General features: G+C 72.1%; 11 protein-coding genes and 1 pseudogene. 6 read left to right on the forward strand and 6 right to left on the reverse strand.

The window, feature by feature from the left end:
• Window positions 1-209: 209 nt before the first annotated feature.
• Together ACQP0U_RS23140 and pnuC are read right to left on the reverse strand one after the other, a co-directional pair.
• Window positions 210-1,334 carry an AAA family ATPase gene (locus tag ACQP0U_RS23140; protein WP_433310643.1) on the reverse strand — a complete coding sequence of 375 codons (1,125 nt, stop codon included), beginning with the start codon at window positions 1,332-1,334 and terminating at the stop codon, window positions 210-212.
• Window positions 1,331-1,987: a nicotinamide riboside transporter PnuC gene (gene pnuC / locus ACQP0U_RS23145; RefSeq protein ID WP_433310645.1), complete on the reverse strand. Its 657-nt coding sequence runs from the start codon at window positions 1,985-1,987 to the stop codon at window positions 1,331-1,333. Before pnuC ends, ACQP0U_RS23140 begins: the two co-directional genes overlap by 4 nt.
• A gap of 82 nt (window positions 1,988-2,069) precedes the next feature.
• Between pnuC and ACQP0U_RS23150 the strand changes: the two genes are divergently transcribed.
• On the forward strand, window positions 2,070-2,363 hold the full coding sequence (locus ACQP0U_RS23150) for an antibiotic biosynthesis monooxygenase family protein (RefSeq protein WP_145779825.1): 294 nt from the start codon (window positions 2,070-2,072) through the stop codon (window positions 2,361-2,363).
• A 121-nt stretch (window positions 2,364-2,484) separates the two neighbouring features.
• Here the strand turns inward: ACQP0U_RS23150 and ACQP0U_RS23155 are convergent, their stop codons facing one another.
• Window positions 2,485-3,342, reverse strand: coding sequence for a helix-turn-helix domain-containing protein (locus ACQP0U_RS23155; RefSeq protein WP_433310649.1), 858 nt, complete (start codon window positions 3,340-3,342; stop codon window positions 2,485-2,487).
• Window positions 3,343-3,558: 216 nt separating this feature from the next.
• Window positions 3,559-5,667 carry an excinuclease ABC subunit UvrB gene (gene uvrB / locus ACQP0U_RS23160; RefSeq protein WP_433310652.1) on the reverse strand — a complete coding sequence of 703 codons (2,109 nt, stop codon included), beginning with the start codon at window positions 5,665-5,667 and terminating at the stop codon, window positions 3,559-3,561.
• Window positions 5,668-5,873: 206 nt separating this feature from the next.
• Here uvrB and ACQP0U_RS23165 point away from each other — a divergent pair, with 206 nt between their 5' ends.
• Complete coding sequence (locus ACQP0U_RS23165) at window positions 5,874-7,547, forward strand: hypothetical protein (RefSeq protein ID WP_433310653.1); 1,674 nt, start codon at window positions 5,874-5,876, stop codon at window positions 7,545-7,547.
• Between the two features lie 9 nt (window positions 7,548-7,556).
• On the opposite strand, the gene coaE is transcribed toward ACQP0U_RS23165, so the two are convergent.
• Both coaE and rpsA read right to left on the reverse strand, forming a co-directional pair.
• Entirely contained in the window at window positions 7,557-8,738 is a 1,182-nt protein-coding gene (coaE, locus tag ACQP0U_RS23170) for a dephospho-CoA kinase (protein ID WP_433310655.1), read from the reverse strand.
• A gap of 405 nt (window positions 8,739-9,143) precedes the next feature.
• Complete coding sequence (gene rpsA, locus ACQP0U_RS23175) at window positions 9,144-10,658, reverse strand: 30S ribosomal protein S1 (RefSeq protein WP_433310658.1); 1,515 nt, start codon at window positions 10,656-10,658, stop codon at window positions 9,144-9,146.
• Between the two features lie 390 nt (window positions 10,659-11,048).
• Here rpsA and ACQP0U_RS23180 point away from each other — a divergent pair, with 390 nt between their 5' ends.
• The 4 genes and pseudogenes from ACQP0U_RS23180 to ACQP0U_RS23195 form a co-directional block, all read left to right on the forward strand.
• Complete coding sequence (locus ACQP0U_RS23180; RefSeq protein ID WP_433310660.1) at window positions 11,049-11,855, forward strand: class I SAM-dependent methyltransferase; 807 nt, start codon at window positions 11,049-11,051, stop codon at window positions 11,853-11,855.
• A 54-nt stretch (window positions 11,856-11,909) separates the two neighbouring features.
• A complete protein-coding gene (locus ACQP0U_RS23185) occupies window positions 11,910-12,515 on the forward strand; it encodes a Uma2 family endonuclease (protein WP_433310663.1) in 606 nt (201 codons plus the stop codon).
• A 36-nt stretch (window positions 12,516-12,551) separates the two neighbouring features.
• Window positions 12,552-12,770 carry a DUF2945 domain-containing protein gene (locus ACQP0U_RS23190; RefSeq protein WP_396782541.1) on the forward strand — a complete coding sequence of 73 codons (219 nt, stop codon included), beginning with the start codon at window positions 12,552-12,554 and terminating at the stop codon, window positions 12,768-12,770.
• Window positions 12,757-13,101: pseudogene (locus ACQP0U_RS23195) on the forward strand (DUF3140 domain-containing protein); the annotation flags it as partial. The gene ACQP0U_RS23190 and the pseudogene ACQP0U_RS23195, both read left to right, overlap by 14 nt.
• Window positions 13,102-13,294 lie beyond the last annotated feature (193 nt).

The raw sequence follows: 13,294 nt of genomic DNA on the forward strand, positions 1-13,294 counted from the left end.
CGTCGCCCCGAAAAAGGGGCGGCGACCTACGGAGCCGGGTCGGGCCGCCGTGGTTCCGGCGATCGACCGTGCTGACGACTCCGTTGCGGGGGAATACTCCCCTCCTCGGTGACCATTGTTGCCCACCACGCCCCGTGATCACACCCCGGGCACCCGGTGGCGCTGGCCACCCGGTTGACGGGTCACACCGCCTAAGGTTTCCTAGGAGGCTAGTGCAGATCGGGTGCGGCGATCGGGTCGGCGAGCGACCAGCCGGCGGCGAGCAGGTCGTCGCAGGCCCGCACCGCCCGGGCCAACCGCTCGGCGTGCGACCCGGTCAGCTCCACCACCGGCACCCCGCACCCCGCCAGCTCGGCCCGGAACCGCTCGGTCATCCAGGCCCGCAGGTGCGCACCGTCACGCAGCCCGTCATCGGTGAACGGCACCCCCCGGTGATCCGTCAGCAGATACAGCGCCGGCCGGCGGGCCGCCGCCCGCACCTCCTCCGACGCGCTGCCCAGGTAGCGCTCCTCCCACACCGCCGTCGCCCGCGCGTCGGTGTCGCAGACCAGCAGCGGCCCGCTCGTCCGGGCCGCCGCGTCCTCGGCGGCCTGCTGCTCACGGACCACGGCACGGAAGTCGTCCCGGTCCCAGGTGACGTCGAACACTGTCGCCTCCGGCGTTCGTGCGCGCAACCGGGCCAGCTTGCGAGCTGTCAACTCCCGGCCGTACTCCGGCACCCAGGACGTGCCGTAGTGCGCCGCGAGCGCCGCCGCCATCGTCGTGGTGCCCGTCGACTCGGCCCCGACCACCACCACCCGCCTGACGAACCACGCCCGCACCGGCGGGCTCAGCCACCGCCAGTGCGCCGCCGGGTCCGCGCGCACGGCCGTCCCGGACACCGGCACGGTCCGCCGACCCGGATCCACCGACACGGGTACGGCGTCGAAGCGGCGCGCCAACTCGGCGCCGTACGCCTCGGAGGAGAAGACCGCGTCCACCGGCCCCGACCCGACCGCCTCGCGGAACACCGCGCAGTGCGCGTCCCAGACGGCCGGATCGGCGTAGTCCACCGGGTGGTCGTCGTACCTGCCGACGAAGCGGACCCACGGCGTGTCCGCATGCGCCTCCCGCAGCCAGTCGAGGCGCAGCGGGAGCGGGATGGACTCCCGACGCGAGGGTGCCACGACGACTGTCACAGCGGCGCAGCGGGCGGCGGCGGCACCGATCAGCGCGTGGTGGCCGGCGTGCGGTGGATAGAACTTGCCCACCACCATCCCGTGCCCGAACTCCGCGGTGGCCGAGCGCGCCGGCACACGTGGTGCCGGTACCCGACCGGGCACCTCGGCGCTCACGCGGTGACCGGGGCCGGGCCGGGCGGGACCGCGCTCGGCCGGTCGGCCCGCCGCAGGTCGGCCCGCCAGGCGCGCAACCCGAGTACGCACAGGGCGAGGAAGACCAGGTAGAGGACGGCGGTCAGGTGCAGCCCCTTGTACGCGTACAGGGGGATGTAGATCAGATCGGCGGCGATCCAGAGCCACCAACTCTCCACCCGCTTGCGGGTCTGCCCGTACGTGGCCAGCAGGGACAGCGCCGTGGTCAACGCGTCCGGCAGCGGCACTGTCGAGTCGGTGGCCCGGTCCAGCAGCACCCAGAGCGCGCCGGTGAGCAGCACCCCGGCGGCGGCCAGCGCCAGCCACTCCCGACGCCCCGTCCGGCTCACCGTGAGCCGGCTGCGCCGCTCGCCACCGAACAGCCAGTGCCACCAGCCGTAGCAGCCGAGCGCGACGTAGACGACCTGGAGCCCCGCGTCGGCGTACAGCCCGGCGGTCCAGAACAGCAGCATGAGCAGCAGCACGTTGGCGATGCCGATCGGCCAGTTGGCGATCTTCTGCCGGGCCACCAGCCACACGTTGAGCACACCTGTCGCGAACCCCAGCAGCTCCGCCCAGGTGGTGCCCGTACCGGCCACCCGAAACGCGGTGCCGGTGAGCCAGTCAATGATCACGAGGAGACCCTAAGGGCGTCGCCGACGCGGGAACAGACCCCGCGACGCCGACTGCCCCGACCGCCATGGGAGGCTGTCCGACATGGTGCTTGAGGTCGCGCTGATCGATGTACTACCCGGACACGAGGACGCGTTCGCCGCCGCGTACGCCGAGGGCCACCCGGTGCTCGCCGGGGCGACCGGCTGCCGGTCCGTGCGGATGACCCGAGGGATCGAGTCACCGACCCGCTTCGTGCTGCTCGTCGAATGGGACTCGGTCGAGGCGCACGAGGACAACTTCCGGGCCACCGAACGGTTCGAGCAGTGGCGGGCCCTGATCGGGCCGCACTTCGCCGGGCCGCCAGTGGTCGAGCACTTCCTCGACGTACCGGCCTGAGCCGAGCTGTCGTACCCCGCGGTTATCGTGCCGTGCGCACGCGCCGGTCGCCGGCCCCGACGGGCTCGGGGGCGCCGGGCCCGGTGGCCGCGCGGCGCGTCACCGTCGGCACCCTCAACCGTTACTCGCCGACGCGGCGGGCCAGCACGGTGACCGTCTCCTCCGGTGACAGCGCCGCGGCCAGCAGCGCCTCGGTCATCCGCTCGTAGCGGTCGACGTCGAGCACTGTGGCCAACCGGACGTCGGTGGTCAACGCCTCGAGCATCACCGTCCGCGGGTCCGCCGGGTCGGGAAAGGCATAGCAGGAATACGGTGTGAGCGGATGCAGCCCGCCACCGGCCGCCCCACGGGGCAGCAACCGCACCGTGACGTGGGACAGCCCGGTCACGGCGACCAGATGCCGCAGTTGTTCACGCCAGACCGCCACCGGCAGGTCACCCGGGTCGCAGACGGCCTCGGCGAGCACCGCCGTGTAGCGCGGCGGATAGGCCCGCCGCAGCACCTCCTGCCGCAGTGCCCGGGCGCGCACCTCGGCCTCCACATCGACCTCCGGCGTGAGCTGAACGCCGGCCGCGACCAGCACCCGGGCGTACGCGGGCGTCTGGAGTAGCCCCGGCACCACCGACGGCTGGTACTCGACGATGTCGGCGGCGCCCGCCTCCAACTCGGCGTAGGTGCGCTGCCGTTCGCTCATCTCGCCGAGCGTCTTCCACCAGCCCCGACTGGTCGCCGCGTCCCGGGCGATGACGATCAGCGCCTCCCGGGCGGGCGTCGGCACCTTGTAGACGTCCAGCAGATCGAGCACATCGGCGAGGTCCGGACGACTCTGACCCAGCTCGATGCGGGACAGCTTTGACGTCGAGGCCCAACCCAGCCGGTCGCAGACCTGCTCCAGGGTCAGCGACTCACGCCGACGGAGCTGGCGCAGCTCTGCGCCGAGACGTGCACGTCGAATGACAGGACTTGTTGGCAGCGGCATCCCGGCCTCCCCACCGAGGGAGACTACGCAGGACGATCACCCAGTGCAATAGCTCGCTCGCTCACCGCAATCGGGGCATTCGGTGCCGTCGACCGCCCGGGCCGGCCCGGACCTGCCGTTTCCGCAGGCCGGCGCCACCGCCGTCAACCTCACCCGGCCCGGCCGGCCGCGCTCAGGCGGAGCGCTCGTCGCGGCCAGCCGGGTGGTGGTGGCCTGTCACTTCACGCCGGCGGCGTCCATGCCGCGCAGCTCCTTCTTCAGGTCGGAGACCTCGTCGCGGATCCGGGCGGCCAGCTCGAACTGCAGCTCCCGGGCGGCGGCCAACATCTGGTCGTTGAGCTCCTGAATGAGCTGGGCGAGGTCGGCGCGGGCCATCCCCTCCCGCGAGGTGGTCGCGGCGGCGGACCGGCTCCGGCTGCGGGTCTCCTTGACCGGCGCCTTGCCGCGGGAGAGCTGACGCACCGCGCCCCCGACCCGGGAGTTCTCGGTGTCCTCCGCCTCGCGGTAGATGTCGTCCAGGATGTCGTGGATCTTCTTGCGCAGCGGCTCCGGGCTGATGCCGTGCGCCTCGTTGTGCGCGATCTGCTTGGCCCGACGCCGATCGGTCTCGTCGATCGCCGCCGCCATCGACGGGGTGATCTTGTCGGCGTACATGTGCACCTGACCGGAGACGTTACGGGCGGCCCGCCCGATGGTCTGGATCAGCGACCGGCCGCTGCGCAGGAAGCCCTCCTTGTCGGCGTCGAGGATCGCCACCAGCGACACCTCGGGCAGGTCCAGACCTTCGCGCAGCAGGTTGATGCCGACGAGCACGTCGTAGTCACCCTTGCGCAGCTCGCGCAGCAGCTCCACCCGGCGCAACGTGTCGACCTCCGAGTGCAGATAGCGCACCCGGATGCCGTTCTCCAGGAGGTAGTCGGACAGGTCCTCGGCCATCTTCTTGGTCAGCGTGGTGACCAGCACCCGCTCGTCCCGGTCGGTCCGCAGCTTGATCTCGTGCATCAGGTCGTCGATCTGGCCCTTGGTCGGCTTGATCACGACCTCCGGGTCAACCAGACCGGTGGGTCGGATCACCTGCTCGACGAACTCGCCCTGGGCCTGCTCCATCTCCCAGGTGCCGGGGGTCGCCGAGAGGTAGACCATCTGGCCGACCCGCTCCAGGAACTCGTCGAAGCGCAGCGGCCGGTTGTCGGCCGCGCTGGGCAGCCGGAAGCCGTGGTCGATGAGCATCCGCTTGCGCGACGCGTCGCCCTCGTACATGCCGCCGATCTGCGGGATCGTCACGTGCGACTCGTCGACCACAGTGAGGAAGTCGTCCGGGAAGTAGTCGAGCAGGGCGTGTGGCGGGCTGCCGGGCAGCCGCCCGTCCATGTGCATCGAGTAGTTCTCGATGCCGGAGCAGAAGCCCACCTGCCGCATCATCTCGATGTCGTAGGTGGTGCGCATCCGCAGCCGCTGCGCCTCCAGCAGCTTGCCCTGCCGCTCCAGCTCGGCGAGGCGCTCGGCCAGCTCCACCTCGATGTCCCGGATCGCCCGTTCCATCCGCTCCGGACCGGCCGCGTAGTGCGTGGCCGGGAAGATCACCAGCTGGTCGACCTCGCGGACCACGTCACCTGTCAACGGGTTGAGGTAGTAGAGCTTCTCCACCTCGTCACCGAACAGCTCGATCCGGATCGCCAGCTCCTCGTACGCCGGGATGATCTCCAGCGTGTCGCCACGGACCCGGAAGGTGCCCCGCTGGAAGGCCATGTCGTTGCGGGTGTACTGGATGTCGACGAGCCGGCGCAGCAACTGGTCGCGGTCGAGCTCCTGCCCGATCTCGACCCGGACCGCCCGGTTGAGGTACTCCTCCGGGGTGCCGAGACCGTAGATCGCCGAGACGGTCGCCACCACGATCACGTCGCGGCGAGTGAGCAGCGACATCGTCGCCGAGTGCCGCAGCCGCTCCACCTCCTCGTTGATCGAGGAGTCCTTCTCGATGTAGGTGTCGGTCTGCGGGATGTAGGCCTCGGGCTGGTAGTAGTCGTAGTACGACACGAAGTATTCGACAGCGTTGTGCGGCAGCAGCTCGCTGAACTCCTTGGCCAGCTGCGCACAGAGCGTCTTGTTCGGGGCGAGCACCAGGGTGGGGCGTTGCAGCCGCTCGATCAACCACGCCGTGGTGGCGCTCTTGCCCGTGCCGGTCGCGCCGAGCAGCACGGTGTTGCGGTCGCCGCGCCGAACCCGGCGCTCAAGGTCGTCGATGGCGGCCGGTTGGTCGCCGGCCGGCTGAAAATCACTGACGACCTGGAAGCGGCTGTCCAGCCGGGGAATGTCGAGCGCCATGCCATCAACGGTACGCCGGAGGTCCGACAGGAACGGCCGTCACGCCAGGTACGTGATCGGCTTCAATATTCCCATTGTGTGGCCCATGTCACCGGGACTACCCTCTTCATGTAGGCCGCTCGCGGCGGCCGACCGGGCCGGTGGCCAGGCCAACATCACGGCCGGTCACCCCCGGCACTGCGGTCGCAGCACCCGGCTCGTCCGGCGTGCGCACCCGTGTGGTCGCGCTCGAGGCGCAGACCGGCCGCCGCGAGCGCCCCTGCTCGTCACCCCAGTGCCTCCCCGCCCGTTTCATCTCCGTGGACACCTCTCCGACCCCGTCGCCCGACACCGCCCGCACCGCCACCCTCCGGCCGGACGACACGACCACCGACAGCGCCCCGGACACCGCCGACACCACCGGACCGACCTCGGCCAGCCGTCGTCGGCGTACGGTGCTGCTGTTGCTCGGTCTGACGGCGGTGACGTCCGCGACAGCGCTGGTGCTCGGGCTGTTGAGCTGGGCCCCCGACCCGCCCGAGCCGGCGCGGCCGCTGACCGTCACCGAGGGCGAGCGGCTGGCCGCCGTGCGGGTCACCAACCTGCGGGACCTGCGCGCCGGCGTACGCGTCACGGCCGGCACCGGCGCCGCCCGCATCGAACTGGTGGGCTGGGTGGACTGGTCCCGGTCACTGCTCTACCTCGACGTGGGTGGGCCGGGCGCGGGCGCCGAACGCGGGCTGTTGCAGAGGAGCGGTCCGGTGCTGGTGATCCGGCCCGATCCGGCGGCGGTGCCCACCCCGGCCGCACCACCACTGATACCCCCGGCGGACCGGTGGCGGCTACACCGGCTGGCGCCCGGGGCGCACCTGGCGCCGGTGCTCGACCTGCTCCTCGATCTCGCCGCCGACCGCCCGGACGTGACCCCGACGACGCCGTCCGGCGGGGCGCGTTGGATCGCCCGGGAGACCCTGCCGGCCGGCCCGCTGGACGTCATCCAGGCACCACTGCCCACCGGCGCGCCGCCCGCCGCCAGCTCGACGACCGGCACCTCCGGCACCGCGACGCCACCCCCGGACGGACAGACCCGGTACTGGCTCGACCAGGACGCCCGGCTGCACAAACTGGTGACCCGGCTGCCCAGCGCCGGCCCGGTCACGGTGATCTTCAACCGGGTGGACCGGCCGACGCTACGGCCGGTGGACGCACTCGGCGGCCGGCCCGGCCTGCCCCGCGCGCTGACCGACGCCGAGCAGCGTCGGCTGGACCGGCTGCCGGCCCGGCTCCGCGCCCAGGGTGGTGCCACTGTGACGCTGACCGCGCCGACGGGCACGGACACCAACCTGCGGGGTGCCGGCTGGCTGAGCTGGACGGCGCGCACCGCTTACCTCGCGGTCGCCGACCTCGGCGTACCGGATCGCCGGACCCTGCTGCGACGCGACGCCGCCGGGGTGGCCCGGGTGGACCTGCCCGCGGTGCGTGCCGGCGGCGGCACCGCGGAGGCCCCGGCGCGGCCACCGCTGCCGCCCCCGACCGGGGCCTGGCGGGCCTCCCGAGCTGCCGGGGACGACCTGAGCATGCTCGTCGACGCCGCGGTGACCGCCGGTTCGCTCGGGCACCGCGGCGCGGCCGTGCGGGTACGCGAGGACATCACCGCCGGACGGACCGTGGACGTCATCGAGTCGGGTCCGGCGAACGCGCGGCTGCGCTACTGGATCGACCGGGACGGGACGCTGCGCCGACTCGAGCTGCGGACCGACGCCGGAGCGTGGGCGCACCTGGACCTCCAGCCCGCCGTCGTGCCCCGACTGGCCGCCAACCCTCGACCCGCCAGCCCTCGACCCGCCGCCCCTCGACCCTCGGCCCCGCGGTCCCCGACCCCTCGGCCCGGTGCCCGCTGACCGGTGCCCTCAGGGGCGCCAGCCGGTCTGCGCGGCCCACTGCTCGGCCCGCAGGTACTCCTCGTCGAACCACGGGTTCCGGGCCGTGCCGGAATCGCCGGCCTCCGGCGCCGCGTCGACCAGGTCGCGCTTGAGCAGCAGGTACGCGGCCCGCTGGTCCGGGTCGGCACGCAGGTGGTCGCGCATCAGCAGCGCATACCGCCAACCCGGCGAGTCCGCCACCCGCACGTGCAGACGAACCGGGCGGGCCGGGTCGGCACTGCCGTGCAGCCGCTTCTTCCACCGGCCACTGCCGGCCGGGCGCGGGTCATCCCACCACTGCCCCGGCACCCGCGGAAACCCGGCGCTCGCCAGCCGATCGGCCAACGGCCCGTCGGCGTCGGCGAGACTGGACACCGCCACCTGCACGTCGATGACGTTCTGGGCGGCGAGGCCGGGCACCGCCGTCGAACCGATGTGGTCGATCCGCAGGGCGTCCGAGCCCAGCGCGTGCTGGATCCGGGCGGCCAGCCGCGCGTACTGCTCCGGCCAGCTCGCGTCGGCCCCAGCCAACTCGGCCGCATCCGGCGGGACCACCCGCCGCTGACGCAGGTTGTCCTCGTAGGGCACCAACCGCTGCTTCCAGAGCGCGTCGACGGCGTCGTGCAGCGCCGCCAGACTCCCGTCGTTGGTCAGCACCACGTCCGCCACCGCCCGACGGCGGGCGTCGTCGGCCTGGGCGGCGATCCTCCGCTCGGCCTCCGCGCGACCCATCCCCCGGTCGCGCGCCAGCCGTTCCAGTCGGGTCGGCACGGCCGTCTGCACCACGACCACCAGGTGGTACGTCGGCGCGAGACCCACCTCGACCAGCAGCGGCACGTCGTTGACGACTATCGCGTCGGGAGCCGCCGCGGCGGCCAGCTCCGCGGTGCGGGCCCGGACCCGGGGATGGGTGATCGCCTCCAGCCGACGGCGGGCCGTCTCGTCGGCGAACACCACAGCTCCCAGAGCGGCACGGTCCAGTGCGCCGTCGGCGTCCACCACCGCGTCGGAGAAGGCGGCAACGATCTCGGCCAGCCCGTCCGTACCCGGCGCCACCACCTCCCGGGCCACCCGGTCGGCGTCGATGAGCACCGCGCCCCGCTCGACGAGCCGCGCGGCCACCGCGCTCTTGCCCGACCCGATCCCGCCGGTCAACCCCACCCTCAGCACCCGAACAGTCAACCGGATCCACAAGCCCGCCGCCAAACCCACCCACGGCCCGGCGACCTCCCACCCCACCCCACCCGGGCCTCGGGCCTCGACCGCCCCCGCGCCCCGCGCCCCGCGCCCCGCGCCCCGCGCCCCGCGCCCCGCGCCCCGCGCCCCGCGCCAAGATCGTGCTCGAACCAGGATGTAGTGGTGTGCGGCGTCCGGGAGGCCCCTACATCATGGATCGAGCGCGATCTTGACGGTCAGCGCCCGCCACCGGGCGCACGCGCCACTATCCGCCCTAGGCACGGCCCACCCGCCGCCCGAGAAGCCGCGCCCGCAGCTCGTCGTACCGCGGGTACGGCGAAGGCCCCGCCCCCAGCGATCCGGAGATCGTGGGGACGGGGCCTGTCGTCGTTCAGCGTGTCACTTACCGCCGGCGAGCTTCTCCCGCAGTGCGGCGAGCGCCTCGTCGGTGGCCAGGGTGCCGGCCGGCTCCTCGGCCTGCCGGCTCGGGGCCGGGCTGGACGAGGAGGTGGTGCCCCCACCGCCGCCGCCGCCGGCAGCGGCCGGGACGGCCGGAGTCGGGTTGGCGGCAGCCTCGGCGTCGGCGGCCCGAGAGGTCTGCACCTGCTTGGTGTGGGCCTCCCAGCGCAGACGAGCCTCGGCGTACTGGTTTTCCCAGGTCTCGCGCTGCTTGTCGTACCCCTCGAGCCACTCACCCGTCTCCGGGTCGAAGCCCTCGGGGTAGATGTAGTTGCCCTCGGTGTCGTACGTCGCGGCCATGCCGTAGAGGGTCGGGTCGAAGTGCTCCTCGCCCTCGACGAAGCCCTCGTTGGCCTGCTTGAGCGACAGCGAGATCCGGCGACGCTCAAGGTCGATGTCGATGACCTTGACCATGACCTCGGAGCCGACCTGGACGACCTGCTCCGGGATCTCCACGTGGCGCTCGGCCAGCTCGGAGATGTGGACCAGGCCCTCGATGCCGTCGTCCACGCGGACGAACGCACCGAACGGCACCAGCTTGGTGACCTTACCCGGCACGATCTGCTGGATCGCGTGGGTGCGGGCGAACTGCCGCCACGGGTCCTCCTGCGTCGCCTTCAGCGACAGCGAGACGCGCTCGCGGTCCAGGTCGACGTCCAGGACCTCGACCTCGACCTCCTGGCCCACCTCGACGACCTCGGACGGGTGGTCGATGTGCTTCCAGGACAGCTCGGAGACGTGCACCAGGCCGTCGACGCCGCCCAGGTCCACGAAGGCGCCGAAGTTGACGATCGAGGACACGACGCCCTTGCGGACCTGGCCCTTCTGCAGCTTGTTGAGGAACTCGGTGCGCACCTCGGACTGCGTCTGCTCCAGCCAGGCCCGGCGGGACAGAACCACGTTGTTGCGGTTCTTGTCCAGCTCGATGATCTTGGCCTCGAGCTCCCGCCCGACGTACGGCTGCAGGTCGCGCACACGACGCATCTCGACCAGGGACGCGGGCAGGAAGCCGCGCAGCCCGATGTCGAGGATGAGGCCGCCCTTGACCACCTCGATGACCGAACCGCGGACGACGCCGTCCTCGTCCTTGATCTTCTCGATCGTGCCCCAGGCCCGCTCGTACTGCGCCCGCTTCTTGGAGAGGATCAGACGACCCTCCTTGTCCTCCTTCTGGAGGACCAGGGCCTCGATGTGGTCGCCAACCGTCACAACCTCGGCGGGGTCCACGTCGTGCTTGATCGACAACTCCCGAGAGGGGATGACACCCTCGGTCTTGTAGCCGATGTCGAGCAGGACCTCGTCCCGATCGACCTTGACGACGGTGCCTTCGACAATGTCGCCGTCGTTGAAGTACTTGATGGTCTCGTCGATCGCGGCGAGGAATGCCTCCTCGGAACCGAGATCGTCGTGGGTGACCCGGGTGGCGCTCGAGGGGGCCTCGATGCTGCTCGTCATGTGGGCGGTTGCTCCGGTCGGTGGGTTGTCACAGCAGGCTGGTGTCGCAGTGACCTGTTCGCGCCAGCGGATCCGTCGCCGGGCACACCGAACGATCGCCTAGTGAGATCATGATGTGGCTCCGACGACCGCGCACCTGCTCCCTGCCGAGGCAACGCGATCCGCGAGCGCATCGTCTAGCCTACCGTGCGCATTACCACAGCGTGCAAGCCCTCCCGGCTTCTCTCCGTGCGATGACCTGCGAAAGCCGAACAATCGCCCGGAAACGACCCCTCCTGTCTCCTGCGTCACAGCAGACCCACGCGTCTCGTCCCGCCGCGGGCCACCGCCACGCCAGATCGTGGACGCGCCGCCGTACCCAATGGGGTGGGTGGGGCCTAGCGTGAGCGCGTGGATGACGACAGCCGGGTTACCCGGCGCCGGGTCGGTGACGCCGAGGCCCGGCGCGCCAACCGCGGCTGGTGGGACACCGACGCCGACGACTACCAGGCCGAACACGGCGCGTTCCTCGGCGACGTGGACTTCGTGTGGTGCCCCGAGGGCCTGCGCGAGGCCGACGCCCGGCTGCTCGGCGACGTGTCGGGGCGGCGGGTGCTGGAGGTGGGCGCCGGCGCCGCGGCCGCCGCCCGCTGGCTCGCCACCCAGGGCGCCCGGCCGGTCGCCTTCGACCTGTCCGCCGGCATGTTGCGGCACGCCGCCGACGCCGCCGACCGCACCGGGGTACGCGTACCGCTGGTGCAGGCCGACGCGCTCGCCCTGCCGTTCGCCGACCTGTCGTTCGACGTCGCCTGCACGGCGTTCGGCGCGATCCCGTTCGTGGACGACTCGGCGGCGCTGCTCGCCGAGGTGCACCGGGTGCTGCGCCCGGGCGGCAGGTGGGTGTTCTCGGTGACCCACCCGATGCGGTGGATCTTCCTGGACGACCCCGGCGAGGGCGGCCTGACGGCCGTGCACTCGTACTTCGACCGCTCCCCCTACGTGGAGCAGGACGAGGCAGGCGTGGCCACCTACGTCGAGCAGCACCGCACCCTCGGCGACCGGATCCGCGAGCTGGTCGGTGCCGGGTTCCGACTGTTGGACCTGGTGGAGCCGGAGTGGCCGGAGGGACACGAGGGGATCTGGGGGCAGTGGAGCCCGCTGCGGGGACGGCTCTTCCCCGGCACCGCCATCTTCGTCACCGAGAAGCCCACCGGCTGAGCGCCGCACGCGGAGTGCGACGGCCCCGCGCGTCACCGGCGTTACGGTCCGCTGGTGAGCGCATGGCCGAACCCGACACCTCGCGGCCGCTGGCGGCCGGACCCGGCACGACAACAGCGCGCCGACTATCAGGTCACCGACCTGCAGCACCTGCCGGACGACGACTCCCGGCGCGTCGAACTCGTCGACGGAGCCCTCCAGATCCCGCCCCTCCCGACCCTGGGCCACCAGGACATCTCCGGCCTGCTCTGGATGTGGCTGCGACGCCACGCACCGGCGGACATCCGCGCCACCCGGGCCGTCGCGGTCGAGCTCAGCCACAACACCAGCCGGCGTCCGGATGTCCTGCTGTGCCGCGCCGACGTGCCCTCCGAGCGCTCCTCGCTACGGCCCGACGATGTCGTACTCGCCGTGGAGATCGTCTCGCCCGGCACGCGACGGGTCGACCGGTTCGCGAAACCGGGTGAGTACGCCGCCGCCGGCATCCCGTTCTACTGGCGGATCGAGCAGGACCCGGTGCACGTGTACGCGTACCGGATCGGCGACCGGGTGGGGCCGGGCGGTGAGCGGCAGTACGAGCTGGTCGCCGACGGGCCCGACGTGATCACGCTGACCGAGCCGTTCGCCATCACGCTGGCGGTCGCCGAGATCACCCCGTAGTCGTTTCGCCCCGGCCACGTCGGGTAGCCGAGGACCATGGCCGAACAGAGATTCCACAAGGGCGACCATGTCTCCTGGTCGGCCCACGGCAGCCGCGCGTACGGCGTGGTACAGGGGACGATCACCGAGCGGACGCGGATCCGCGGGCGGGCCGTGAACGCGGCCCCCGACGACCCGCAGTACCGGGTCCGCAGCGACGGCACGGGCCGCGACGTGGCCCACCGCCCCGAGGCGCTGCGCCATGAGCAGAAGTGACGATGGCCGGGACACCTACCGGGAGTTCACCGAGGCGGTGAACATGAAGCCCGGCGAGCTGTCCACGTGGCTGGAGACCGACGAGTCGAAGCAGGTCGGCTGGCACAAGGGCGGTCGCGCAGGTGGTGGCGAGTCCGTCGGGCACGAATCCGGCCGGAAGATCATCAACCTGCTCCGCCGCAAACGCGGTGACCTGTCCGAGGGCGACTACAAACACATGCGCAAGGTCGTCGGCTACGTACGCCGGCACATGGCGCAGCGCCCGTCCGGCAACGTCCGCGACACCAAGTGGCGCTGGTCCCTGATGAACTGGGGCCACGACCCCCTGAAGTAGCCGGCCCTCCGCCGCAGGACCCGCGCAACGTCCGCGAAGTTGGCGCCTCACAGACGGTCAGGGCTCCGGCGGCAGCCCGACAACCCTGACCCGCCATCGCCAGCGGCCGCGAGCAGGGCGACCCGGTCAGGGGTTCCGGAGCAGCCCGACCCACGCAGGAATCAAGCCTGACCGCCCGGAGTGGGTCGGG

Origin of the sequence: Micromonospora sp. CA-269861 (assembly GCF_050948505.1) — a bacterium.
GTDB lineage: Bacteria > Actinomycetota > Actinomycetes > Mycobacteriales > Micromonosporaceae > Micromonospora.